Below are 24,981 nucleotides of genomic sequence, written 5' to 3'. Positions count from 1 at the left end.
AATGGCCCGAGCACAAGGGGATCAAAAAGCTTCTCAGAGAATTGAGGACCCTTCGGACCCCAAAAGGGCTATAGCCTGATTTTGGGTTCGCACGCCTAGCTTCTTCTTGGCATTGTCCAAATGAAAAGCGATCGTGCGTGGCTTGATACCCAAGATGCGGCCGGTCACCCAGGCTGAATTACCCCGCGCTGCCCACCTCAGGCACTCATATTCGCGGGATGTCAGCGAAATCCCATCCACTGTTCGATCGCTCGGCAATTTGCGGCGAACGCAACGATGAAAGCAGGCCGCCATCAGTTGAAGAGCTTGTTCGTACCGCTCAGCGACCCGAAGAAATACTGGACGAGGCTCATCGGCGGCAAAAGTAACCGCAGCGATGCGGCCGCGGAGATCGACAATTGGGATCGTCAAACCGCAGCAGATGCTGAATTGAGCCGCCTCATCGAATAGCTGCTGTTGAGCCGGCGACATTTTATCGCCTCCCAAATTCGATCCCCAGTGAAACGGGCAGCCGCCATTTCGAGCACGCAAGACCACAGGATCGAGTTTCTCATACTGATTTTCCAGATACTGTCTGGTCCAGCGGGTTGGATAGTTCGAAATTAACCTCGGTTTGCCGGAAGGCCGTGCTGGCAAGGAGAGGTAGGCAAAGAAGATTAGGTCAAGTCGTCCGGCCGCCTCAGCCATGGCATCCCGGAAATCTGCCTCATCGATACTCTGTGACAGTCTTTCAAGGAATGTCTCGAAAACAAGTGGCATGTCCCTCGTCATCGTCGCGCTCGATTCTTCCTCTTTCTGCACGCCTTCCGGCTGCGTCGTGTATGTCCGACAAACGCGATTGAATTCGCGGGCGTCGCTGGGCTGACCGGGCTCCAGAATGCTGCCATGCATTAAGTCATGACCGCCCCTGCACCGACCAAATCAGGAGAAATCATCCTGCGCTGACCAAAAGCCATCATTGACCCCAGCTTTTGCAGGAATTTGGGTCGGCATTAGCATAACAATTCGGATAGCCGCTCATCCCCCACCCGGGGCGCCGTGATCCGCAAAGAAGTGTTACGATGCTTTCTTTTCTTTGATAGGAAATCGTCTCAACAATATTAAAATGCCTTTCCTTGTGAACGGGGTAGCGTGTGAGTATCGTCCTTTTATATACCTGACGTGATAAAATTCACCGCAATGATTATTCTGCTCTTTGTGATGTGAAGGAAGATAATCTTCGGCATTGCCGCACTTTGGAACCGGCGACCGTGGCCCGCTGCAATGATGTAAAGGGCACGTCTAAGCTCAATCTGCATCGGAACGTGCAGATGACCTTTACCAGACCCTCGATTCCGCACGGGCCATAATGATACTGAGTACGTGGGTCAAAAAGGGCGCCCTGCCGGCGGGGAGGTACACCCGCAGGGCGCGCCGCACAGAGGTCCTGGTCGTTGGGCAACAGGACAGCGGCGGCAGAACTGATTCGGTTACAAATCGTGACTGAAATAGCCCGGAGCATGCTCAAGATCAGATATCTGGAATTCAACAGTTTTGGGTCTGCTCGGCGCAGTAGCGCGCAGGGACATGCCTGCCTCCGGACTCGCTCCTTCGCGATCGCAAAATCATACGGCACCCTCGGCCTTCAGCGCGCGGTAGGTGGTATCGACCGACTTTACCGTCGCGTCGACAATGATGTCGATCTCTTTTCGGGTAATGATCAGGGGGGGGGCATAACCGAGGATGTCGCCATGCGGCATGGCCCGTCCGATGACGCCATTCTCAAACAGAGCAGCTGCAGTGCGCACCCCGACCTGAAGGTCGGGTTCGAATGGTATCCTTTGTTTTGGGTCCCGCATCATCTCCACGGCCGACAGGATACCCACTCCGCGAACTTCACCAACGATGGGATGTCCCGCCAGCTCGGCCTTCATCCGGTCTTGCCAATACGGTCCAACATCGCGGACATGCTCCAGAATATTTTTTTCTTTAAGCAGTCGAATATTGGCGAGCGCGGCTGCGGCACAAAGCGTGTGCCCCGAATATGTCCAGCCGTGGCCGAGTGCGCCGTGCTTCTCAGTTCCTTGTTCCAAAACCGACCAGACACGGTCGCCAATGATTGACCCGGAGATGGGGAGGTAGGCGGAACTCAAACCCTTTGCGATGGTCACGAAATCCGGACGCATGTTATACAGGTGGGAACCGAACTTCTCGCCGGTTCGCGCGAAGCCACAGACCACTTCATCCGCGATTAGAAGGATATCGTATTTGTCGAGCACCGCTTGAATGGACGTCCAGTACCCTTTGGGGGGCGGCACAATACCTCCTGTCCCAAGTACCGGCTCTCCGATAAAAGCTGCAACCGTTTCCGGTCCTTCGGCCAGGATCAAGGCTTCAAGCTCATCGGCACAGCGCCGGGAGAACGCTTCCTCGCTCTCCTCGACACGCGCCTGGCGGTAATAGTGCGGCGTGGTTGTATGGCGCACCAAATCCAGAGGCAGGTCGAAGAAATTGTGAAAGAAGGGAAGGCCAGTTAGGCTACCCGTGACCAATCCAGACCCGTGATAGCCGCGATTTCGCGAGATGATCTTTTTCTTTTCGGGCCGGCCAAGAATGTTATTATAGTACCAGACCAGCTTGATGTTGGTTTCGTTGGCATCGGAACCGGAGAGGCCGAAATAGACCCTTCGCATGTTCTGACCGAAATACTCGACCACGGCCTCTGCCAACAGGGCGACCGGCTCCGTACCTTGGCTGGCATAGACGTGTGCGAACGGCAATTCGTGTGCTTGCCTGGCAATGGCCTCGGCGATCTCCGTGCATCCATATCCCATGTTGACGCAGTAGAGTCCTCCGAAACCGTCGAGGCTCCTTCGGCCTTCGGTGTCCCAGATATAGACGCCTTCCGCACCGGCCATAATCCTATTTGGCGTTTCGCCTCGGCTGTGCTTGGCCAAATGCGTAGAAGGATGGAAGACGAAGCTTCTATCCTTCTCCCGGAGTTGCTCGGTTCCCAGATTGCTCAAGCGCATGTCCCTCTCCTCGCGATAAATTGGCGGAGGGCACTCGGCCAGCCACCTGTTTAGCAAATAGCATACCGGAAACGTCCCTTGAGTTTCTCGGGAATGCAGGTTATTCGCCGTGAAATTCGCGGGATCGGCCCGAATTGCCGTGAAAACTAAGGCGTCACGTTCGCCTTAGCCGAGGGTCGGGGGCGCGTCATGCAAACACGAACAGCTTACGACGCGCATGCGCCCAGCATAGTGCCCGATTAGCGGGCGATATTGACGGATGAATAGCGCTCGGGACGCTGTTCCCGCCGGCCGCGCGAGGCACGATAGAGCGCCGGCGGCCATGTTCCGCCGAACTGCCGGTCATCCCTTACATTCTGACGGTCCGGATCGGTCTTGCCGTTCCCAAGGGTGGTAATGCAGGTGATCAGGGGCAAAGCACATTCGCCTCGATCAGCAGGCAGCGGGTTCCGTGCCGCGGCACAGGCTCCAACCTGGTTGGCCAGCGCTGAGAGGCTGAGGTCGTGCCCTCGCGCATATTGATCGCTTTGGCGGTGCGGCGGCTGGTGCTCGGCAGACTTCTCGAAGGAGCATAGCCAGAAGGTTCGGCCCGGCAAAGACGCGCGGCGAGAGCTCCTTGCCATTGACATCTTGATTCGCAGCCGACCAGCGCCGCCAAGTTCTATCGTCAGCGTGTTGCCTTTCTTGCGATCGCAAATTCGTGGTTGCTGCGCAGGGCGAGCCGAGCTGCGGCTCGCAGGAGGGGGCGAGCCGACAGAATTGCGCGGCCTGAAAAGCTGCCTCCATCAATGCTGGCCGCTCGTGCAGTCTCGAAACGCTGGATCAAGCCTCAAACATCGAACAGCCGCTCCTTTTCCTCGCGAAACCAGCGCCCTCGCGCGACATGATCTTGTCTGACGATCCGACGCTTCGAGCGGGGCTCCTCTAATAGGTTGCACATGACCTGCAGCTTTCAGCCAAACTCAGCAAATCGGACGTCTCTTCTTATCATCGCTCGGCAAGCTCGGAACACGCTGGGGGACGTTGCTAAGGCTAGTCGCCGCCAGCGGATGGCGAGGATGTTTTGGCGGCTAAGTGCTTTTAGGTGGGCGATTATAAGCCGAGATCGCGATAGGTGCTTTCGCCATAGCTCCTGGCGCCATCGCCACGCTGAGCGTTTGAAAGCCGATGAAATTCGCTGGGCCAATTGGCTAGCGCGTGCTTGATGGCCTTCATCTTGAACGGCACGTGCACAACACATTTGTCCCTGATGATAGGCGGACAGCTCGCATCTTGTTGCCGCGAGCCGTTAAGGTTTGCTGCGATTATCGGCAGACCTAGATCAAGGGCCAATTCCATTTCCCAGCGCACGAAGCGAAAAAGGTTTTTCGTTTTCTCACCGATCAGGACAAGTACCTGGCTCGATCCATTCATTCTGTTGCGAAGATTGCGTTTAACATAATCTTCGTCCTGTGCTCGGCTCGTCATATTGTCCAGATCGTGAGCGTTCGCGAATTCAAAACTCACATTCTCGCTGGCATTCCACCCTTTCATAAAGCGGTATGCCCAAGCGTCTTCATCGCCGTCAAATATTACATAGGTCGGATCGCTGTATGCCATTGTTGTCTCTTAGTTGTTTTGACGAGCAACCCACTGGGTGTGCTCCCGTGAGAAAGCCAGTTCGGCTTCGTTCACCGCGGCGGAGAATGCCTCATCCGAGTTGGCGTCCGTAATAAGGTCGGCAGTCAAGCCGATCTCGTGAGCTGTCAACGTGTAAGCCGATGCCAATTCGTTAAATTTCTTGATCTGGGTCCACCCGATAAGCGAGGCGGCGATGACAATTAGCGGCTCGGTCGGCCAGCCAGGCATCGCGGGGTCAGCGATGCGTACTACGATGAACGAGAATCCCAGAGCGTATGCAAAAATACCAAGGCCCATCCAGACTTTCGCGGACCTCTTGTTCGAGCGCGCCTTCTTCTCGTACCACTTCCGTTGGTCGCAGATTCGTCTCTGCAGATATAGGTCTTTTCTTTCTTTTAGCGGGGAGTCCCTTATCGACATCATCTGGTCGGTTGTTTGGGGGGATGCTGAATCGGTGCCGCTCAACGCGCTACCAAGGTGACGATTGCTATCAAGGATACCTTCCATGAGCTTTCGAAAATCAGCTCTGGCGTCAGCGGCGCGCGCGTCATCGAACGGCTGTGCTCGCATCGCGAAGCGCCAAGTCAATGTCTTCACCGACTCTGCAAGAGCTCGAGCCTGATACCAGACCTGCTCGGGCTTTGTGACCGACCGGAAAATGAGGACTCCCATTGAGCAAAGAAATACCGCAGCATAGACACCGAAATAGGCTTTTGATGGCGACAAGTCCAAAGAGAGCACCGACGCTAAAAAAAGAAGAACGTACTCTGCCCGGATCAGGCGGAGAAACGTCGCCTGCTGCTCGTTGGATGCCACGTCGGCGCTATTATAGAGTCCAGGATATTTCATTTTTGAAGCACACCAGTCTATTTTGTGGCGGTAAATTCTTTAAGCCAGGATTTGGCAAACGTGAGGTTAGCAGTCGAGCTTACAGAGCCTACTCTTGAGCGAGGCGCGGTCCCTCTGTTCATAAACAGGAATGCAGGTCCTGTCCCATCAATGTAAGGGTATAGGCCCAAAAATTCTTGCCCGGAGAATGTTTCCGAAGAATTTTTTGCCACGGGCAGAACCGCTACCGCGGTCCGAAACCCATCGAAAAAGCCAAGCTCCCAAGGCATCCATCTGGATCCTGGAGAATTGTTTGAATGCACATAGATTAGCGTCTTTGACTGCCTCATACGGGTCCGCAGCAACTCGGCGGTGGCCGAGGAGACCTTTGTGCGGTCCAGTTGTGAATCTTCGACCCAATCTACGTAAGCAGTGAACCCAAGCTCCTCGAAAATTCGCTTCACACCGAGAACGATCTCTGCGTCCTTGAAAGAATGTGACAGAAAAACGTCGAATGACGATCTGGCTGTAGCTGCGGCCGTCTCTTCCTTTAGAACGATCGATGCGGCTCTATGTCCTCGACTGGCATTCGCAACTCTTTTCAGCTCTGCCTCGGTCAGTAGCACTATTCAAATCCCCCCATGATCTGTTCGCAATCTATGAACTTGACGCCCATTCGATTAAGCGACCCTTGTCTTGTGAAAACTGGCACCATGCTCTCCAGCCGGTAGCGCAACCTCCACCTTCTCAAAGACCACGTCGGGTGGCAGGAGTGACCGGCCTTGTCACCCACCTACGCGATCCCGGCACAGCCATGCTCCTCGCTTAGAAGGCTGCGGAGACCAGCAATGTCAAACAGGACAGACGATCTCCTAATCTCGAACAGCAACGAACTTAGGACGTAAAAACGCGATCTCCGAATGTCCGCAGGCGTCGAGGGCCGGGTTGGTCGCCAAGGCCGAGCGGGCCAGCTTGCACTCCCGCTACCCGTCGGCTTGCCAAACCCTCGCTGTAGATTTCGCCCCCTACACGGATGCGCTGACCGCGACTAAGCTCAATCGCCACTGATCGCCAATCCAGGGCGAAAGTTCCCCCCTTGAAGTAGCGGTAGAGGCATTTTTCGGCACTTCGCATCTTAGATATGGACGCCTCCTCAACCAGGCACGATCCGGTTTGGCTTCTCGCCGTAACCGTGCTGGGCAAGTGCGTCCGATGGCTGCTTCGATCCGTCTCCTGGAATGATCGGTTCCAGATTGCTCAAGCGCATCGTCCTTCCTCGCCATCAACTGGCGGATAGCGCTCGGCCACCTTTTTCCAGCAAATAGTATACCGCAAATGTCCCTTGAGTTTCGTCGGAATGGGCGCCTTTTGCCGACGAATCTACGGGATCCGTGCCAAACGCCGTTGAAACTTAAACTTTCGGTTTCACCGTTGCCTCAGTGCGGACAAAGGTATCGGTGAATTGGACTTCACTGGTTTCGTGACGACAAGGCTATAGTATTGATCAATCCCCAAGCCTGCCTGCAGCAGTCCCTCCATGAAATCCTGATAGGCGGCCATAGAAGGAGATGCGACCCGCATCAGATAATCGACGCGCCCCCCAATTGCCCAGCAGTCCAGGATTTCCGGAATCTCTTGGATTGCAGTTTCGAAGTGTCGTTGGTCCTCAAGACGATGACGATCCAGCACGACCTCTACCATCACAAAGATCATGCCGCCAATGAGGGCAGGACTCAGTCGCGCATAGAATCCCTCAATAATCCCTGCGGCCTTGAGTGCTCGGAGCCGCTCCGAACAGGCCGATGCCGAAAGATGAACTCGTTTTGCAAGCTCACTTTTTGAAATCCGACCGTCTGCCTGAATTTCGGAGAGAATCCGGACGTCCCAACTGTCGAGTTGCACGGGATCGGGTTTCGACTTCATAACCTATGCTCTCAGCGATCGACATCGCGTTGTGTGCCGATCAATTCTATCATCAATTGAAACGAGCGAATGTAGCAGTGGAAGGCATCCGTTCCAGGCCCGAGATGTGCCAGAATGGGGTACGAAAATCAGCTGAGGGAGAGCGATCAGCTGAGAAAAGCTGCAGAAGTAGTTTGGCTATCGCCCCGACGCCTAACGGGGCAATGATGCAGCTGGAGAGGATAGCCGGCCGCGGCGGAGACCATGATAAATAGATAACCGATTTTCTTGAATCTCGCTGCCGTACTTGATAGACGCGCGACTGCATTCGACCCTCGATCGCATGGACGGCATACTCAATGCAGTATTCACTCGCACATTCAACTATTAGGGTGAATTGAAGGCCTTGCTTGGCCGGCTCGCCGAGGCGCAGGGCACCGCAAATGCCGCTCGTCTTATGGCTTGCCCGATAATTTGGCGCTCGGGTCTGGCCGAAATCGCCCAACCGGAAAGACTCAAACACCGATGTTGCGTGCGATGCTGTCGGCCGCCATACGCTTACGCCACTCAAGAGGCCCGGAATTGTGAATGGAGTTTCCCTCAACATCGACAGCCATGACGACGGGCATGTCCTGCACATCGAATTCATAGATGGCTTCCATGCCCAGGTCTTCAAAGGCGACAATCCGCGCCGCCTTAATCGACTTTGAAATCAGGTACGCAGCGCCACCCACTGCAGCAAGGTATGGCGTTCTGTGTCTTACAATCGACGCGATGGCCGCCGGTCCCCTCTCCGCTTTGCCCACCATCGCGAAAAGGCCGGTTTCGGCGAGCACCTTGTCCGTAAAATCGTCCAAGCGGCTGGAGGTTGTTGGACCGGCGGGTCCAACGACTTCATTCCTCACTGCCCGGACGGGACCGACGTAGTAGATCACGCGTCCCCGCAGATCGACTGGAAGCGGCTTGCCGGCATCGATCAGTTCGACCATTCGTTTGTGGGCAGCGTCACGGCCCGTCAGCAACTTTCCAGACAGCAGGAGCGTTTCACCGCAGCGCCACGATGCCGTCTCTTCCTTCGTCAGCGTATCTAAATTGACCCGCCGGACGCCGGCTGGGTTCAATTCGTCGGTTCCGATGTCGGGCCATTCGCGCAAATCGGGCGGCTGGAGGCTGATGGGTCCAGAGCCGTCCAAAGTGAACTTCAGGTGCCGGTTGGCTGCGCATTGCGGGATGAGCGCCACAGGCTTGGACGCTGCATGAGTAGGATAGGTCGCAACCTTGATGTCAACGACTGTCGTCAGACCACCAAGGCCTTGGGCGCCGATACCAAGCGCGTTGATCCGCTCATAAAGCTCAATCCGCAGCCCCTCCTCTGCGCCTGACGCCCCCCTTGCGATCAGTTCCGCCATATCGATGGGCTCGTTCATGGCCTCCTTGGCCAGCAGCATCGCCTTTTCAGCGCTACCACCGATGCCGACAGAGATCAGTCCAGGTGGACACCACCCGCTGCCAAGAGTCGAAACGGTATTGACCACCCAGTCGGAAACGGAGGCGCTGGGATTGAGGGTGGTAAAACGTGCCTTGTTCTCCGACCCGCCGCCTTTCGCGGCGATGGTGATCTCAATCTGGTTACCTTGCACCAGGTCGACATGGACAACTGCCGGTGTGTTGTCGCGGGTGTTGACCCGTCTAGCGAGGGGATCCGCAACGATCGATGCCCGAAGGGGATTGTCCGGATCGAGATAGGCTTGACGTACGCCCTCATTCACAAGATCAGCGAAACTGGCCGTTGACTTAATGCGGGCATCCATGCCGACCTTTGCGAAGACAACCACAAGTCCGGTGTCCTGACAAATCGGGCGCCGCCCAAAGGCCGCCATGCGGGAGTTCAGCAGAATCTGACCTATGGCATTCTTCGCCGACGGGCTCTGTTCTCGCGTGTATGCGTGAGAAAGAGACCGGATATAATCTGGAGGATGATAGTACGAGATGTACTGAAGGGCGTCGGCGACGCTCCTTGTGATGTCGCTACCGGCGATGGTCCGTGTTCTGTTTCCCACCGGATTTTATCCAAACGAACCGAGGCCATTGACCATTTTCAAAATCTGGAAGCTTCGCACCCCCTGCTCGCCGCCTTCATATCCATAGCCGCTTTGCTTGACGCCCCCATAAGGCGCATCCGCGGAAACCCCTTTCAGGTAATTCACACTAACTGCGCCCGCAGAGAGACCATTGATAAGCTTCTGTTGCGTATCGGCCGCGCCAGTAAACAAGTAGGCGGCCAGACCGTACTCGGTGGCGTTGGCTTCCTCGATCGCCTCTTCGATCGTATCGAAAGGCGCCACGGTGAGAATCGGTCCGAACGGCTCTTCATGAAGCACTCTCGCTTGCTTCGGTACGCCCGTCAGGATGGTTGGCGGCCAGTAAAACCCCGGTCGGTCAAGGGGGATGCCACCGGTCTCGATGCGGGCGCCGCCTTCTACCGCATCCTTGGTCAGGCGCTGCATGGCCTCTATTCGCCGCGCGTTTGCCATTGGCCCCATTTGCGTTGCAGGGTCATCCGGTGGTCCGATCCTGATTCTTCGGACCGCCTCCGTCATCCGGAACAGGAGTTCCTCATAGCGGGACCGGGCGACAAGAATCCTGCTGGGCGCATTACAGCTCTGGCCCGCGCACTCGAATTTGTATTCCGAAATAGCCGGTATCGCCCTTGCCAGATCCGCATCTTCGCACACAATAACCGGGGAATGTCCACCGAGCTCAAGGATGCAACGCTGCAGATTATTCGCGGCCAGCGTGGCTAGCTGTTTTCCAACAGCCGTCGACCCCGTGAACGTCAAGACTTTCACAATTGGCGAACTGAGCAGATGCCGCGATATATGCACAGGAACACCGAACACCAGGTTGACCACGCCTTCTGGTATCCCTGCTTGACGCAAAGATTCCACGATATGGACAGCCACACTTGGCGTCTCCTCGGCCCCTTTGAGGATCACCGGGCAGCCTGCCGCCAGCGCGGGGGCGAGCTTGCGGGCGATAAGAACGGCCGGATAGTTCCATGGCGTAAATGCAGCGACGACACCGAGCGGCTCGGGGGCTATCATCCTGTTCGAGCCCAACGGAATCGGGGCCGACAACTCATCGGCATGCCGGCCATTCCATTCCAGCGTTTCGACTGCGCGCGCGTATTCTCCTGTCGCTTCGGCAATCGTCTTTCCCTGTTCGGACGACAGGTCCCTGGCTGCGGCGCCAGCTTTCTCTGCCAGAATGCTGGCGGCAGAGACGAGGATCTCGCCACGCTCTTTGGCGGGTCGTGAGGACCACGCCTTGCGGCTGCGTTCTGCCGAGGCAAGAGCTTCATCCAAGTCTGAAACCGTAGCCGAGGCCACTGAGGCAAATACCTTCTCCGTCGCCGGGTTGATCACCGGCAAAGTGGCTCGGCTACCACCGGCTCGCCATTTGCCATTAATGAAGAGCTCGTAGCTCTTGGCGTCGGACATCACGGGCTCCACTTGACTGAATTCTTGCATACGAGCGCAGTTTCGATATCGAAACTGCTGAACTCGCTTGAGCCAGTTTCATCGCGATGGTCGCGGCGGGTCAAATATCGAATATTGCCGAAATCCATCTGGAATCCAGATCGGGCTGGTCCTTATGGCCGCAAAAGATCATGCCCAGCTTTACAGGTTAGTTTGTCAGGTCGCCTCAGGCGCCACCGCCGCCCAGTCCCGGATTTCAATCAATTTTCTGGCGACCTTCGGAATGAGCTTGCAGACCGCAGAAACGGCCGCAGAACGCTCATCTTTGGGATTTACAGCGAGCACCACGGACCGAGTAATCACCGGATCGACGATCTTGACAGTCCGGACCAGCCCTTGGGAGGCTTCTTTCTGAACCGCAGACGGGGCGAGAATAGAATGCGCTTTTCCCTCTACGACCATGTTGATGATCGTTGAGAGGGAGTCCACTTCAAACCTGACGTCCAGCGCGCAACCGTGTTGTGCGACGACATCAGCCACCGAACGCCTGACATTGTTGTTGCGCATGGGAACCGCCAGGGGGAATTCATGCAGGTCGACCAGCGATATCGCATCTTCAAACGGTGGCTCGCCGGACGGAACCACCAGACAAAGGTCTTCGCGCGCTAGCACCGTCATTCGCCCCACACTGTCTGCTGTGCGGTACAGAACCGCCAGATTGAAGCGTCCAGCCGCCATCCATTCCTCTAGCGGTCCCGTCATACCCTCGACCATCTTGAGGGACACCTTGGGCAGTTCGTGTCTCACCGCCTCAAGCAGCGGACCGCTCAGGACGCGAGCAGCTCCAGACGGAATCCCAATAGTCACCTCCCCGGCAGGGGAAGCGGCTGTGTTGGTCAATTCCACCTCGGTAAGTCGAATTTCTTTGAGAATTGCCCGCGCCCGCTCGAGCAGTTTGGCTCCTGACGCCGTCACGCTCACGCCGGTTCTGTCGCGTATCAGCAGCTGAGTGCCGAAGCCTTCCTCCAATTGGCGTACATGCAGACTCAGCGCACTCTGGGCGACATTCAGAAAGCCAGCGGCCTTCGTGAAACTGCCTGCTTCGACCACGCCGACGAAGTATCTTAACTGCCTGATTTCCACGGGTACTCTTCCGAGGGCGGACTGCAATTGACGTAATCTATCTTAAAATGTGATGGCACGACAGCAATAATTGTGCCGAGCTGCTGACGCTTGCTGTCGTCGTCCCAGTCTTGTTGATCAACCCGCTGAGGACTCAAACGGCCAACTCGGCGCCCGGATCCGTCGCGATGATTTCTCGGGCCCTTCGAATAACCGGTGGATCGACCATCTTTCCGTCCAATGCGAACGCGCCTCTGCCTTGCGCCGTCGCATCTTTTTCCGCCGCGAGGACACGACGGGCCCACTCGAGTTCCTGTGGGCTTGGTGAGAAAGCCTCATTGAATATGGCAACCTGATTTGGATGGATCGCCAAAGCCCCGGTAAAGCCAAGCCGCCGCGCATGGGCCGCGGCCTCACGAAGTCTATCATTGTCTGAGAACTCGCTGATACTTCCTATGAAACCAAGCGGTAGCAAGCCAGCGGCGCGAGCGGCAAACAGAACAGAAAGGTTCGGTGTCAAAAGAAGGTCGAGTTCCGGGGCACCGCCAACGGAGGCACTGAAGTCTTCAGGACCCAGCGCCATTGCAACCATCCTGGGATGGGCCGACGCAATGGCTGAGAGACTTTGTAATGCTGCCGGGGTCTCGATCAAGGCAAGGAACCGGATTCGACCCACCGCAAGATTTCTTTCTCGTTCAAGTTCCGATACCGCATTTGCGATCTCTATTACCCACGCTGCCGAATCCGTCTTCGGAAGGACAAGTGCATCAACACCCGCTACTACGGCTGCATCGAGATCGGCCGCCAAGGCACGCAAACCGCGATTCACGCGAACTAAAACATAAGCGCCCCTGCGGCCCACCTTTGCCACGGATGCAGAAAGCTGGCGCCGTGACTCACCTTTTTGATCCTGGGGAACGGAGTCCTCAAGGTCGAGTATGACGCCATCTGCCCCGCGCTCATGAGCCGCCTCCACAAAGCGCGGAACATGAGCGGGAACAAAGAGCAGAGATCTCCAGCGGGGAACAGACATCGGGCTTTCAACGGCCTGAACGGCGTCATTCATGAAGTCGCCTCTGCGGTCGATTCTAGCGTGGGCGCTGTCAGTGAGTTTGCTGGGCGGCCGTGGCACCCAGAGGGGCCAGGACTAGGCATGCACTCTGTGAATCGCGATCGCGCTTCCTTCCCGACAACAGGCACGCTCATGCTGACGCGGCTCTTGCGCGCAAACCTGCTCGAACCTCCTCGCGGACAGCCTCCGTATGCGCACCAAGGCCCGGAACTGGGCGCAGCGAGGGGCGCTCAGAGTTGAAGATCGCCGCCGGGGCGATCGTCTCTACTGTTCCTTCAGGTGTGCCAATCTCAACCCTGCGAACGTGTGGATGCTTTGAAATGTCCGCCACTTCGTTCAGTCGCCCATATGCCAAACCGGCCGCCTCAAGCTCCTGCATCGCTTCGTGGCAGGACAGCTCGGAAAACCGCAGCTCAATTATCTCATCAAGTTGAGGACGGTGGCCGAGGCGCTCCATGTTGTCGGCGAAACCAAGTGCACGCGTGAGCTCAGGCCGCTTCAGGAATTTCTCGCAGAAATTCACCCATTCCCGGTCATTCTGCACGGAAAAGATGACGTCCTTGCCATCGGCGCAGCGATAGGCGCCATAAGGCGCCAGCGAGGGGTGTTTCACGCCCGCGCGTACCGTGTGGTAGCTGCTGTAGTCGTGTTGCAGGACCGGCACGTTCATCCAATCGGCGACGGCATCGAACAGGGACACCTGAATGCTAGCCCCTTCGCCAGTGACCTCGCGATGATACAGCGCCTGAAGTATGGCGCTATGTGCCGTCATGCCTGCCGAGATGTCGCAAACCGACACACCCACACGGGCGGGTCCCTGTTGCGTCCCGGTGATCGCACACAGACCGGTTTCGGCTTGGACGATGAGATCATAGGCCTTGAGGTGAGAAAATGGCCCCCCCTCCCCAAATCCCGAAATGTCGCAGGTGATTAGCCGCGGAAAACGGCGACGCAGATCCGCAGATCCGAAGCCGAGTTTTTCGATGCTGCCTGGCTTCAGATTCTGGATAAAGACGTCAGCAGCAGCAACAAGCGTGTCCAGCACAGCACGGTCCGCCTCCAACCTCAAATCCAAGCATACTGACTCCTTACCCCGGTTGAGCCAAACGAAATAGGCGCTTTGCCCCCGCACCAACTTATCGTATTTCCGGGCAAAGTCTCCCTCAGGCCTCTCAACCTTGATCACCCGGGCGCCTGCATCGGCAAGACGAGACGATGCATACGGTGCAGCAACGGCCTGCTCCACAGCTACGACAGTGATCCCCTCAAGAGAGTTCTGCATGCAACACCGCGCTCTTCATCCAACATTTTCGTTTTGAGCCCGACGACGATTCAGCATCGCAAGCAACCGATTCTGTTCATTGCCCACGATCGAGAATGCCTCGTCGACTCCCATTCCAGGCTTCGCAAGCATCATGTCTGCCTGGGTCGCCATCGATATGTGGACGGAAGCCTGGGCAGAGAGATCTGTCTCGGTACAGCTTCCTCCAACGTACGCGCCTACCTTGTTCTCCTTACACAGGAGCACTGCACGTGCCGTGTCAGCCAATGAGCCGACATCAGGCGTCTTGATTTGAATGAGATGCGCGGCCTTCGCTTCGGCAAAGAGCCGAATATCCTCGAGCGTGTTGCACCTTTCGTCCACGACAATGCGAGCGGTGGAACCCCGGTTGTCCAAAATTGATACGATCTTGGCGTAGTTCTCAATTTGAGCTTGCGTCGAACCAAAATCCGCCGGGGACTCGACATTGAGGGTGAAACCCGGAACAGCGTCGGCGACCCTGCAGATAAAGTCGGCGATGAGTTGCGGCTCCAGGCTGATTTCCTGGCCGATCCAGCCATACACATCGAAATGCAGCACCGGATGATACCCCGGGCGGCCAATTTCGCGCGTCCGCGCCGCAACCCACTTCACGAACTCCATGAAGGCCTGGCCCTCGACGCCGAATTTCTGCCGTGAGTTGATCAGGCCGTGGGGAAGTATATCTACCGCTTTCAAGATCATTTTGTCGACGTTGATTTCGCGAGCATCGCCGCTTTGGCAGTAGATCGGAACCCTGCGAATTGGCAGCGGCAGGTTAAATTCACTGCAAACGACTTCCGCCATCGTGGTACTTTGAAGATGGGCCGAGGCGCGAAGGAGCGCCTGGCTAACGCCATACTCAATCGCGAGAGGTAACCGCTGGTGCTGGAGAGGCTCAAAAACCTTTGCACAGGCATCGAGATAACGAGATACGTCGACATTGAGAAGCCGGGGCACGACTATACGCGAGGTTAACTCCGAGATTTGAGCACTCTCAAACAAAGGATCTCGTCCTCCAGCACCAGAATATTGAACGCTCATCATGTCACCCCAAACCACGGCCCCGTCGGTGAGAGCAAGCCCGATGCTGAGCGAAGATGCCGGAACGCGGATGGACGTGAACCCAATCGCTGTCGCCTCGCCGCTATAGACGAAACCGTCCTGGGGCGCGCCGGCCCTGATGGCACCCTGATCGTCATAGAAAAAAGCGCCATTGCCAGGCGCAAGGAGGACGTCTTTGATCTGCATTTCACTTCGCTCGATTTTCGGACATCGTTGATGGCAGTTGGATTTGCTGCGCCGACTATGCACCACTTGATCTTGAGTTCGCCAACATAATGTCCCGGACGGTCCCATCGCGTTTTCAGATGGCCGGCGTCAGACACATGCACCCCGTATTCCGGCAAGCATTCGACGAACGTCGAATTATTGTATAGGTGGACATTGCAACGTCGTACTCACCTCATTTGGGTTAGCATTCGCGCATTAACCAGAATGCGTCTGAAATGCGCGTCAATCCAATCCCTTCATAGAAGCCGACAGAGTTGGGTGTAGAGATCAAAGCTATGGCCACAGCAGGCCCGAGTTGCCGGCGGGCTTCATACAGGAGGCCCTTGCCGATGCCGAGGCCTTGCGCCGACGCCGATACGGCAAGCTCGGAGACGTAGCAGATCCAGGAAAAGTCAGTAACGCATCGAAGTACTCCGACCAGCTTCCGCCCCGGCCGATGGAGCCGGGCCGTCAGCACCAAGTCGGCTTGGCGGAGCATCGCATGCAGCCGAAGCTCGCCATGGGTCGCCCCGAAGCCGGATTCGGCCAACACGCGGCAGAATTCGGCCGGGTCAAGGTTCGGCTCACTAACGTAAAGGATCTCAGATTGTTCGCTCATGCCAACCCCTTAACAAAAATTGATTGATCTAAGCTTACGCAATACCTTGTATTCGCAGCCGGTGCCGAGATTTTCGCCCTGACTGCGTGAAACCAGCAGTAGCTTGTGGCGGATTTTGGCACGAAGAGCTGCGCAGCAACTGCCCTATCCAGAACACAGCTTACTAGTCAGTTGAACGACTATGCTTTGTCATCTGCGTGCAAGTGCCCTGCCGAAGCGACTGCTTGCGTCTCAGTCCGCTTTAACCAGTGTCTAATCCGTGCTTCGACGGCGCCCCTTTTTAAACGGCAATCTCAGCTCGCGCGCCTACCTAGGATAGTAGGCTGCATCGCGGGGCGGCGAGGTTTATAAAAAACGGGACTGTTGGAGAGCAAAAGATGTTGCCGTTAGTTCGCCCCAGAAATGCTATATTTGAAATCAATCTTGGGGCTATTCAGGCGAACTTCCGGGCCATCACGGCCCTCGTTGGGTTAGGCGTAAGGGTCGCCGCTGTCGTCAAGAGCGACGCCTATGGACTTGGTGTTGTAGAGATTGCAAGGGCGCTTATTCATGTCGGCTGCGATCTGCTCTTCGTCGGCAATCTTGAGGAAGCGCTGCTTCTAAGATCGTCCCATGTAGACGAGGCAATCGCGGTTTTTTGCGATGATTTCGCGAAATTTGGTAGATTCTACCAATCCAATAACCTCATACCGGTTGTGAACAATTGCGCCGAATTGGAAGCCGTTATTGCAACAGGAACGAAGACATATTTTCTTAACGTGGAAACGGGATTTTCCCGCTTTGGGCTCGCCATTGCGGACGTGCGTCGCGCGTATTTTTCTGGTACGTTCGACATGTATCCCCCTTCGGTCGTACTCAGCCATCTAGCGTGCAGCGAAACCGTTGCGGACCCAACTAATGTGTTGCAACGGAACCGCTTCCGGGCGATCTACGATCTGATTAAGCCCACCTGCGGCAGTCTCGCAGCGTCCGCCGGTATCTGGCTAGGTAAATCCTATCATTTCGACATGGTACGGGTGGGCTCAGCCCTGTACGGGCTCAACGATGCTGGCATTCGACCAAATCCGCTGCAAGCGGTTGCAAGGCTCCGAGCGAAAATACTCGACGTGCGCAATGTCGCTAGGCGGGAGGCTGTTGGCTACGGTGCGACATTTCGTACGGGTCGAGCTACCCGCGTAGCGACCGTCGGGATCGGCTACACACATGGCCTTCCATGGGCCTGCGCGAACAAGATATCAGCTCGGTTCGCAGGTTATTCGGCCCCTCTAATCGGAACAATATGCATGGAGAACATGACAATTGATATAACAGATGTTCCAGAAGCGCTTTGTGGGCCAGGTAACTTTGTGGAATTACTGGGAAATGATTTTACCTTAGATGACCTTGCAGAAGCTGTGGGCCTCAGCCCACACGAAGTCTTAACCCGCCTAGGTGCTGGTTGCACAAGACGGTATCTGAATTCTTCCTTGTTACCTACGACCCCTAGGAATAAGGCGTTAGACTTTGATGGCAGCAGCGAGATGAATGATGGCAAGGCACGCCTTTGATTTCGTTATGGCGCTCCCATGGAGAACTTGGTCCATAGGGCATCCTTTGATTCGAAAGATAAGGATGCCCCATCAAAGCCCCGGATCAAACATGTAGCTAGGTCAGGACTCATTGATCCAGAAGATGAAGGCTGCAGCGAAGGCGATAGCCGACAGGAAGGTGTGAGCACATCGGTCGTATCTGGTGTGGATGCGTCGCCAGTCTTTGAGGCGTGCGAACATGTTCTCGATCCTGTGACGTTGCCGGTATCGGACAGGATCATAGCTGTGCTGAACACGATGCTTGGCATGGGGTGGGATGCATGGCCTGATACCGCGCTCGACGAGCGCCTGGCGGAAGGCCGCTGAACTGTAGGCCCGATCGGCCAGCAGGGCGTTGGCGGCGGGCAAATCCTCGATCACGGCCGCAGCAGTCTTGTGATCATTGGTCTGCCCTTCGCTCAGATGCAGCAGCCGCGGACGTCCCTTGGTGGTCAGTCCGCCTCGGCTGCGTCCGATACATCGGGATAGAGTTTTTTAAGGAGGCTGGCGGCAGTGCGGTGCGCTTTGAGATGGGTGGCATCGATCATCAGATTGTCCGTTTCGCCGCCCTGCGCGGCCAGTTCCGCTAGGATGCGGTTGAACACACCCAGCCGACTCCAGCGGATGAAGCGGTTGTAGATGGTCTTGTACGGACCGTAGTCGGAAGGGACATCTCGCCAGCGAAGGCCATTTCGGATCACGAACAGGATGCCGCTCAGCACCCGGCGGTCATCCACACGCGGAACACCATGCGACAAAGGAAAATAGGACTCGATCCGGCGCATCTGCTCCGGCGTCAACATCAGCAAATCACTCAAGGCAGCACCTCCTGCCACCCTGAATCACCAAACAGATATCAACTCAATAGATTATGGGTCCTGACCCTAGCTTTGATTCCGATTGTAACATAGAAATGCCTAATTGCCCGAGCATCGGACCTGGTCTAGAATCCAAGCCATACGAAGTGCTGCTTCTTCGGCTACACTAGGCCCATGTGAAGCGCCGCCGTGGCCACCGACCATACGCATGTGGAAAACAAGACCTGGGTCTCGACCGGCCGTAAAGGAACGTCGCTGGGCAACGTACCGAGCAGGCTGGTAGTAGAGCACCTGGCTGTCGTCGAGCGCGGCGTCGACGTAAGTTGGCGGGCGCGGGCGATCGGCACTGAGGTTGTAGTAAGGATCGTAGCTGCGCAGGTGCCGATATTCGTCGGCTATGTGGGGATCGCCGTACTCCGCTATTTCCGGCAGCGCGTACGGCATCGTGAAGTCCAGCTCGGTATCTATGATGTCGGCGAGCGGAACCTCGGCGAGTACGGCGCGGAACAAGTCGGGCCGCAAGTCGGCCGTGGCAAGCACGGTACCCCCGCCAGCGCTCGCTCCCTCAATGACGATGCCGTCGCCGGTGGCGACCCCCTGCCTAACAAGCGCCTCGACAGCGACGATCAGATCTGTGTGGGTGATACGTTTTCGATCGCGGGTAGCCGCCTCGTGCCACGGACGTCCAAGCTCCCCGCCTCCCCGTACGTGCACGATGCCGAAAGCAACTCCGCGATCGAGCAGGCTCAAACGTTTGGTCATGGATGAGGGCCAAGTGAAAAACGAGGGCCATCTCGGTTTTCCATAACAGCCGTAGACATTCAATAACACCGGCCCTGGGGTGGTTCGATCGCGCCGCGCGACGAGCGAAATTGGTATATCCACCCCGTCTTCCGCCTGCGCCATGACGACCGTCGCCACGTATTGAGCCGGGTCATATCCGGGAACGCGGGCCTGGTACAGGACTGCCGATCGGTCGTCGGCGAGATCATGCTCTACAAACGTGTCGGGCGTCACGAATGAGCTAACCGAGTAGACCAACTTCGAGCTTCGGAACGGATGCCGTGCGACCGAATAGCTACCCCCTGCAGACAAGCCGACCTTAAGAGTGCAGCTCGGCTCGTCGGGAACGATCGTGGCGGCGACCCCCCCGCTTCGGTTATGCGAGACGAGGCGAGGACGAAGGCCCTCTCGTTCCAGGACAACCAGGTGCTGGTCGAGCACGTGGACCTCCTCAAGCGTCACGCCCGCTCGATGCGGGATGACCTCCTCCCAGCACGATGGTGACGGGTCACCTATCGGCGCACACACGAGCCGCCAGTAGGGTCCAGCGTCGTTTACCCGAAACAAGAACCTGTCGCCCCAGTGCTCGGCAAAGACATGGTGGCCAAGATCACGCGCCACAATCCGGCGCCACCCAACGCCCGGCTGGTCGGCAGGAAGGCACCACACCTCCACCGCCCCGGCGTTGTCCATAACGTCCAAAAGCAGCCAGGCGCCGCTATCAGAGCGCCAAATCCGCAAGTTCAGTCGCTCGTCCGCCTCCTCGAACACTACCTCAGAGTGCGAATCGTTGACGTCCAGGCGTATAAGCTCATGGCGTTGCCGCCGCCGGTCCGCCCGCTCCCGCGTGAAAAAGAGCGTGTTGCCGTCCGCGGTCCAAGTAACCATCCCAGCCCGCCTCGAGCCCGTCCAGACGTCATGGCCGGTCTCTATGTCCCGCACCCTAAGCTCGAAGTTCTCGTCCCCGATGACATCGAAGCTGAACGCCACGTAACGCCCGTCGTCACTCGGCTCGAAGACACCGAGCGAATAGAAGATCTCGGCCCCCGGGATCGCGTTCGGGTCGAGAACAAGCTCGGCCGAGCCTCCGGTCACCGGCCGGCGCCACCACGCAGGATGAGACAGGCCCCGCCCGTGTCTTTCGAAGTACTCGAAAGGCCCAACCTGGAAGGTTGGTGGGGCGCCCTCGCAGGTGTGACGCCCTTCGATCTCGGCGATAAGTTCCGCCTTGAGCCCTTCCAGGTGGGCTGTCGCTTGCTCCGCGTAGCTGTTCTCGGCTTCAAGATACGCGCGGACGTCGGGATTCTCCCAGTCCCTGAGCCAGCCATACGAGTCTATCGTGACGTCGCCATGAAGGACCCGGATCCGTGCCTCGGAACGAGGAAGCGGTGGCTGCAGGTGCTTGTCTACCATCACAAGGCCCTCAGGAAAAAAGAGCAAGGAATTGGCGCGGCAGTCCGCGAGCAGACAGTTTGTGCATCAATGTTGCTCCTAGGCGATATAGTGTAAACCGTTTAACGAGCCACGGTGCGTTATTACCAACATCCGTTAATTCCGTTCTGGCAGAATAGCGCTTCGAGTGCCCTATTATTACTTACTGTCAGACGGAACCATGGTCGGCACTTTTCAGGTTGGGTGTCGACAATTCTGCTTTCGCACCTGACGTCGGCAGCCAGCATGCGGACATATGCTGCGGCCCGACTTCGATGGCCGGCGGCTCCTCCTCCTTGCACCGGTCGAAAGCAAGCGGGCAGCGAGGATGGAAACGACAGCCCTTCGGCACGCGTGCGGCGCTTGGAACCTCTCCTTGCAACGCCGGCAGCTCGAAGCGACTTGCGTCGCTGCGAATCTGCGGCGTGGCGTTGCGCAACGCGACCGTATAGGGATGCCGGGGGTTGAATGTGATGTCATCGGCGCTGCCGATCTCGACCAATCTCCCAAGATATAAGACTGCAATCCGGTCGGCGATCAGCCAGGCGAGCGGCAGGTCGTGGGTGATGAACAGTAGCGCCATGTTGTGCTTGGCGCGCAGGTCAACCAGGACCTGAAGAATTTGTGCGCGTATCGATACATCGAGCATCGACACGGGCTCGTCGGCAACGATGAGCTCCGGCTTCACGGCAAGCGCTCCGGCAATCACGACGCGCTGGCGCTGGCCGCCGGAGAGTTCGTGTGGGAAGCGGGCGAAGAAATCACCGGGAGGATTGAGCCCGGCCGCCGAAAGCGCTTCGCTGACCCTTTCTGTGAGTTGAGCATGGTTCTTGACCAGCCGCAGGGAGCGCAACGGCTCTGCCACACTGTCGAACACGGTGTGTCGCGGGTTGAGCGCCTGATAAGCATCCTGAAAGATCATTTGCACGCGTCGCCGGTAGGGACGCAGAGCCGAGAAGCCCTTTGCAGACGTCATATCGCGGCCCTCAAACAGCAACCTGCCTCCTGTGGGCTGGGCTAGCTTGGTGATGACGCGGCCCACTGTCGTCTTGCCGCTTCCGGATTCTCCAACCAGGGCGACGATTTCACCTCGTCCAATGTTGAGGTCGACTCCATCCGCCGCACGCACCGCCCCGGCAGATCGCCCCAGGACCCGGTCGAACAGTCCGCCCTGGATAGGAAAATGGACCTTCAGGCTCTCGAGACTCAGGATGTCGGAGGTGTCAGGCATGAACTGCAACCCTGCCTTCTTGCGAGGAACGGTGAAGGTGACAGGCGACGCGTCCCCACCCGAACTTTTCGAGGCTGGGAACTTCGGTCGTGCAGACCCCCGTTGCTGACGGGCAACGTGGATGGAAGGCGCAGCCTGACGGTCGATTCATTAAGTTGGGAGGATCACCGGGGATAGGGCGAATTATCCGTATGCCGCTCGCCGGGTTGGGGATCGATTCGATCAGCAGGCGAGTGTAGGGATGTTTGGGCTTAGCGAAGATCTCCGCGACGGTTCCATCCTCGACTATCCGGCCGGCGTACATGATCATCACGCGATCACACGACTCAGCGACGACAGACAGGTCGTGGGTGATTAAAATGAGCGCTAGGTTAAGCTGCGATCGCAACTTCCCCAACAGCTTGAGGATCTGAGCCTGTGTGATGACGTCGAGCGCCGTGGTCGGCTCGTCACCGATGATGATCGAGGGGCGACATGCGAGCGCCATGGCAATCATCACTCTTTGACGCATACCGCCCGACAACTCGTGGGGATAGGCAGTGCCGCGATCCGTCGGAATGCCGACGAGTTCTAGAACCTCCCGTGCCCGCGCGGTCGCCTCGGCACGCGACATGCCGAGCTTCAGGATGCATGGCTCGGCGATTTGCTTGATAATGCGGTGAACGGGATTGAGCGCATTCATCGCGCCCTGGAAAACGACGGACGTCTCGGTCCAGCGATGTGGCCGCATCGCCGCATCATTGTCGATCGACAGCAGGTTACCACGATAGCGCACTTGGCCGCCGCTGACCCGTGCATTGGGCGATAGTAGACCAGCGATCGCCATGGCGGTGGTAGTCTTGCCACTGCCCGATTCACCGACGAGGCCAACGGCCTCTCCAGCCTGGAGCGCGAAGCTCACGCGGTCGATCGCTCGCAATGAAACGCCCTTGAGCCGATACTCAACAGAAAGCCCGTCGACTTCCAAAAGCGATGCCTTGTCTTGGGAGAGGTTTGTCATGGGATCACCCTCTGCCGTGGATTGAACGTGTCGTCGAGGGCATTGCCGACCAGGACGAAGCTAAGGGAAACCGCGAGGGCGCACAGCCCGGGGGCGCCGAGGTACCACCAAGCTCCGGTACTGGCCGCACCGGCGCGCTGAGCGAGCGAAAGCAAAGTGCCCCATGAAGGCTGCAATGGGTCGCCAAGCCCGAGGAACGAGAGCGACGTCTCGACATAGATTGCGCCAGCGACGACCAGCGCACCATTCGCTGCGATTTGCGGAACGAGATTGGGGAGGATATGCCGCACCATGATGCTCAAATTGCTGCTGCCCACAACTCGTGCGCGATCAATGAATGTTCGCTCCTTAAGCGATAGTGTCTGACTGCGAACGATACGGGCGACAAACGCCCAGCTTGTTATGCCGATGACGACAAGGATCACGAAGAGGGAAGGACGGAAGCCGAGGATTTCTCTGCCCCGCCCCATTACTTCGAGCACCACGGGTGTGATGACCAGCGCAAGGACGAAGGACGGCATGACGAAAAAGAAATCCGTCAGCCGCATCAGCCAGACGTCAACTCTGCCACCGTAGTAGCCAGCAATGATACCAACCGTAGTGCCGACGACGAGGCTGATGACGGTCGCCAGCAGCGCGATCGTGAGCGATATCCGGGCACCATGGACGACCAGATTGAGCACGTCACGCCCCACCTCATCGGTCCCCAGCAGATGCTGGCTTGATGGTGGAACGAGGAAATCACCAGTTGCGGTGGCTACGGTCTCAAGTGGACCTACGAGGATATTGGGCACAGCAGAGAGGACAAGGAAAAACACCAGACACAACAGGCCGAGCTGAGCCCCGGCGTGACCAAGAAGATTGGATAGAAAGCTCTTGATCGCTCTCGCCCGGCTACGCGAGGAATATCGCACGATACTTTCACTCATTGCCGGATTCGCGGATCAAGAATGCCGTAGGCAAGATCGGCTAGGAGGTTCGCGACAACGATCGATACACCAAGCAACAGGAATATCCCTTGAAGAACTGGGTAGTCCCGCGCGTTGAGCGCTTCGACCGTGAGACCACCAATTCCCGGCCAGGCGAAGACGGCTTCGACGGTGATCGCACCAGCGACCACGTAGCCAAGATTGAGAGTAATCAAGGTCACGAGCGGCAGCATTGCGTTACGAAATGCATGGCGCATCAGCATCTGACCGTTGGTAAGTCCCTTGGCGCGTGCGGTCACCATGTAGTCCTCAGTAACGACGTCACTCATCGCTGCACGCGCGACCACAACGTATTGCCCGATCAGCCCAAGGGCTACCGCGGCGACCGGAAGTGCGAGATGTCGCAAGTAGTCTAGGATCTTATCAGTTGAACCTATGCTAGCGCCGGGTGAATAGATGCCATAACCCGGAAACCACCCCAATGCCGTGCTAAAAATGACTACTAGTACCATAGCAAGCCAGAAAGACGGCGTAGAATAGAGCGCTAGAGATGCTCCCATGGCGATACGGTCGACAGCTCCTCCTCTGCGCCAACCCGCATAGAGCCCAAGCATGACACCGCATAGCATGGCGATTAATTGGGCCAAGCCAACCAGGGCGATGGTGGCCGGCAAGCGCTCCCAAATAAGGTCAGAGACAAGTCTACCCCTGAACTTGAAGCTGTAGCCGAGATCGCCATGTAGAGTTGCCGACAGGTAGTCAAGTATCTGGTCCGGGAAAAGCGGCCGGTCGAGTCCCCAGTTCTGGCGCTGCGCCTCGATCCGTTCAGCGGACACGCTCATCCGAGCACCGCCAAGCAGAAGCGCTGCAGGGTCACCGGGAATGACCCTGAACAGGACGAAGTTCAGTGTGGCCACCATCGAAAGAGTTATGGCCGCCCTGATCAGGACATTCCCAATGCGGCTTGTTCGCCCTTCCTGTGCGTTGCCAGCCACG

At 57.2% G+C, this 24,981-nt stretch carries 19 protein-coding genes and 1 pseudogene; 1 reads left to right on the top strand and 19 read right to left on the bottom strand.

The window, feature by feature from the left end:
* Nucleotides 1-33: 33 nt before the first annotated feature.
* The 13 genes from JT360_RS06445 to JT360_RS06385 all read right to left on the bottom strand — a co-directional run bounded on the left by JT360_RS06445 (nucleotide 34) and on the right by JT360_RS06385 (nucleotide 16,225).
* On the bottom strand, nucleotides 34-759 hold the full coding sequence (locus tag JT360_RS06445; protein ID WP_502845457.1) for a helix-turn-helix transcriptional regulator: 726 nt from the start codon (nucleotides 757-759) through the stop codon (nucleotides 34-36).
* An 845-nt stretch (nucleotides 760-1,604) separates the two neighbouring features.
* Nucleotides 1,605-3,011, bottom strand: a complete 1,407-nt coding sequence (locus JT360_RS06440; RefSeq protein ID WP_063169303.1) for an aminotransferase — start codon at nucleotides 3,009-3,011, stop codon at nucleotides 1,605-1,607.
* Between the two features lie 239 nt (nucleotides 3,012-3,250).
* Nucleotides 3,251-3,427 (bottom strand): hypothetical protein, encoded by a 177-nt coding sequence (locus JT360_RS06435; RefSeq protein WP_164781893.1) that lies wholly within the window; start codon nucleotides 3,425-3,427, stop codon nucleotides 3,251-3,253.
* Between the two features lie 676 nt (nucleotides 3,428-4,103).
* Complete coding sequence (locus JT360_RS06430; RefSeq protein ID WP_126080675.1) at nucleotides 4,104-4,610, bottom strand: TIR domain-containing protein; 507 nt, start codon at nucleotides 4,608-4,610, stop codon at nucleotides 4,104-4,106.
* Nucleotides 4,611-4,619: 9 nt separating this feature from the next.
* Nucleotides 4,620-5,480 (bottom strand): DUF4231 domain-containing protein, encoded by an 861-nt coding sequence (locus JT360_RS06425; protein ID WP_063169305.1) that lies wholly within the window; start codon nucleotides 5,478-5,480, stop codon nucleotides 4,620-4,622.
* Nucleotides 5,481-6,884: 1,404 nt separating this feature from the next.
* Entirely contained in the window at nucleotides 6,885-7,382 is a 498-nt protein-coding gene (locus tag JT360_RS06420) for an Lrp/AsnC family transcriptional regulator (protein ID WP_095488146.1), read from the bottom strand.
* Between the two features lie 494 nt (nucleotides 7,383-7,876).
* Nucleotides 7,877-9,421: a fumarate hydratase gene (locus JT360_RS06415; protein ID WP_214470752.1), complete on the bottom strand. Its 1,545-nt coding sequence runs from the start codon at nucleotides 9,419-9,421 to the stop codon at nucleotides 7,877-7,879.
* A gap of 6 nt (nucleotides 9,422-9,427) precedes the next feature.
* Nucleotides 9,428-10,861 (bottom strand): NAD-dependent succinate-semialdehyde dehydrogenase, encoded by a 1,434-nt coding sequence (locus JT360_RS06410; protein WP_126087044.1) that lies wholly within the window; start codon nucleotides 10,859-10,861, stop codon nucleotides 9,428-9,430.
* A 195-nt stretch (nucleotides 10,862-11,056) separates the two neighbouring features.
* Nucleotides 11,057-11,983, bottom strand: a complete 927-nt coding sequence (locus JT360_RS06405; RefSeq protein ID WP_126080670.1) for a LysR family transcriptional regulator — start codon at nucleotides 11,981-11,983, stop codon at nucleotides 11,057-11,059.
* 133 nt (nucleotides 11,984-12,116) lie between these two features.
* The gene (locus JT360_RS06400) at nucleotides 12,117-13,028 is read right to left on the bottom strand and encodes an HpcH/HpaI aldolase/citrate lyase family protein (RefSeq protein ID WP_126080669.1); all 912 of its coding nucleotides are present in this window, start codon (nucleotides 13,026-13,028) and stop codon (nucleotides 12,117-12,119) included.
* Between the two features lie 136 nt (nucleotides 13,029-13,164).
* The gene (locus JT360_RS06395; RefSeq protein WP_126080668.1) at nucleotides 13,165-14,316 is read right to left on the bottom strand and encodes a CaiB/BaiF CoA transferase family protein; all 1,152 of its coding nucleotides are present in this window, start codon (nucleotides 14,314-14,316) and stop codon (nucleotides 13,165-13,167) included.
* 15 nt (nucleotides 14,317-14,331) lie between these two features.
* Nucleotides 14,332-15,585: a methylaspartate ammonia-lyase gene (locus tag JT360_RS06390; RefSeq protein WP_126080667.1), complete on the bottom strand. Its 1,254-nt coding sequence runs from the start codon at nucleotides 15,583-15,585 to the stop codon at nucleotides 14,332-14,334.
* A gap of 223 nt (nucleotides 15,586-15,808) precedes the next feature.
* Entirely contained in the window at nucleotides 15,809-16,225 is a 417-nt protein-coding gene (locus tag JT360_RS06385; protein WP_126080666.1) for a GNAT family N-acetyltransferase, read from the bottom strand.
* Nucleotides 16,226-16,602: 377 nt separating this feature from the next.
* Between JT360_RS06385 and alr the strand changes: the two genes are divergently transcribed.
* Complete coding sequence (alr, locus tag JT360_RS06380; protein ID WP_126080665.1) at nucleotides 16,603-17,772, top strand: alanine racemase; 1,170 nt, start codon at nucleotides 16,603-16,605, stop codon at nucleotides 17,770-17,772.
* A gap of 102 nt (nucleotides 17,773-17,874) precedes the next feature.
* On the opposite strand, the pseudogene JT360_RS06375 reads toward alr, so the two are convergent.
* The 6 genes and pseudogenes from JT360_RS06375 to JT360_RS06350 all read right to left on the bottom strand — a co-directional run bounded on the left by JT360_RS06375 (nucleotide 17,875) and on the right by JT360_RS06350 (nucleotide 24,980).
* Nucleotides 17,875-18,611 (bottom strand): annotated as a pseudogene (locus tag JT360_RS06375) (IS5 family transposase).
* 99 nt (nucleotides 18,612-18,710) lie between these two features.
* On the bottom strand, nucleotides 18,711-20,807 hold the full coding sequence (locus tag JT360_RS06370; RefSeq protein ID WP_127330820.1) for a prolyl oligopeptidase family serine peptidase: 2,097 nt from the start codon (nucleotides 20,805-20,807) through the stop codon (nucleotides 18,711-18,713).
* Nucleotides 20,808-20,994: 187 nt separating this feature from the next.
* Nucleotides 20,995-22,056, bottom strand: coding sequence for an ABC transporter ATP-binding protein (locus JT360_RS06365; protein ID WP_126080663.1), 1,062 nt, complete (start codon nucleotides 22,054-22,056; stop codon nucleotides 20,995-20,997).
* Complete coding sequence (locus tag JT360_RS06360; RefSeq protein WP_126080662.1) at nucleotides 22,049-23,056, bottom strand: ABC transporter ATP-binding protein; 1,008 nt, start codon at nucleotides 23,054-23,056, stop codon at nucleotides 22,049-22,051. Before JT360_RS06360 ends, JT360_RS06365 begins: the two co-directional genes overlap by 8 nt.
* A complete protein-coding gene (locus tag JT360_RS06355; protein WP_126080661.1) occupies nucleotides 23,053-23,985 on the bottom strand; it encodes an ABC transporter permease in 933 nt (310 codons plus the stop codon). Before JT360_RS06355 ends, JT360_RS06360 begins: the two co-directional genes overlap by 4 nt.
* Complete coding sequence (locus JT360_RS06350; protein ID WP_281013029.1) at nucleotides 23,982-24,980, bottom strand: ABC transporter permease; 999 nt, start codon at nucleotides 24,978-24,980, stop codon at nucleotides 23,982-23,984. The genes JT360_RS06355 and JT360_RS06350 overlap by 4 nt, the downstream gene beginning before the upstream one ends.
* Between the last annotated feature and the right edge of the window lies 1 nt (nucleotide 24,981).

The organism is Mesorhizobium sp. dw_380, assembly GCF_018588885.1.
In the GTDB taxonomy this organism is placed as follows: domain Bacteria; phylum Pseudomonadota; class Alphaproteobacteria; order Rhizobiales; family Rhizobiaceae; genus Mesorhizobium.
Note: the sequence above shows the minus strand (reverse complement) of the source record. Positions and strands in the feature narration are given on the sequence as shown.

What these genes read in the sequence shown, in the direction of transcription:
- JT360_RS06365 (WP_126080663.1), bottom strand. Translation starts at nt 22,056, where the DNA reads ATGCCTGACACCTCCGACATCCTGAGTCTCGAGAGCCTGAAGGTCCAT.
- JT360_RS06425 (WP_063169305.1), bottom strand. Translation starts at nt 5,480, where the DNA reads ATGAAATATCCTGGACTCTATAATAGCGCCGACGTGGCATCCAACGAG.
- JT360_RS06400 (WP_126080669.1), bottom strand. Translation starts at nt 13,028, where the DNA reads ATGAATGACGCCGTTCAGGCCGTTGAAAGCCCGATGTCTGTTCCCCGC.
- JT360_RS06445 (WP_502845457.1), bottom strand. Translation starts at nt 759, where the DNA reads ATGCCACTTGTTTTCGAGACATTCCTTGAAAGACTGTCACAGAGTATC.
- JT360_RS06410 (WP_126087044.1), bottom strand. Translation starts at nt 10,861, where the DNA reads ATGTCCGACGCCAAGAGCTACGAGCTCTTCATTAATGGCAAATGGCGA.
- JT360_RS06420 (WP_095488146.1), bottom strand. Translation starts at nt 7,382, where the DNA reads ATGAAGTCGAAACCCGATCCCGTGCAACTCGACAGTTGGGACGTCCGG.
- JT360_RS06360 (WP_126080662.1), bottom strand. Translation starts at nt 23,056, where the DNA reads ATGACAAACCTCTCCCAAGACAAGGCATCGCTTTTGGAAGTCGACGGG.
- JT360_RS06430 (WP_126080675.1), bottom strand. Translation starts at nt 4,610, where the DNA reads ATGGCATACAGCGATCCGACCTATGTAATATTTGACGGCGATGAAGAC.
- JT360_RS06440 (WP_063169303.1), bottom strand. Translation starts at nt 3,011, where the DNA reads ATGCGCTTGAGCAATCTGGGAACCGAGCAACTCCGGGAGAAGGATAGA.
- JT360_RS06395 (WP_126080668.1), bottom strand. Translation starts at nt 14,316, where the DNA reads ATGCAGAACTCTCTTGAGGGGATCACTGTCGTAGCTGTGGAGCAGGCC.
- JT360_RS06385 (WP_126080666.1), bottom strand. Translation starts at nt 16,225, where the DNA reads ATGAGCGAACAATCTGAGATCCTTTACGTTAGTGAGCCGAACCTTGAC.
- JT360_RS06370 (WP_127330820.1), bottom strand. Translation starts at nt 20,807, where the DNA reads ATGGTAGACAAGCACCTGCAGCCACCGCTTCCTCGTTCCGAGGCACGG.
- JT360_RS06355 (WP_126080661.1), bottom strand. Translation starts at nt 23,985, where the DNA reads ATGAGTGAAAGTATCGTGCGATATTCCTCGCGTAGCCGGGCGAGAGCG.
- JT360_RS06390 (WP_126080667.1), bottom strand. Translation starts at nt 15,585, where the DNA reads ATGCAGATCAAAGACGTCCTCCTTGCGCCTGGCAATGGCGCTTTTTTC.
- alr (WP_126080665.1), top strand. Translation starts at nt 16,603, where the DNA reads ATGTTGCCGTTAGTTCGCCCCAGAAATGCTATATTTGAAATCAATCTT.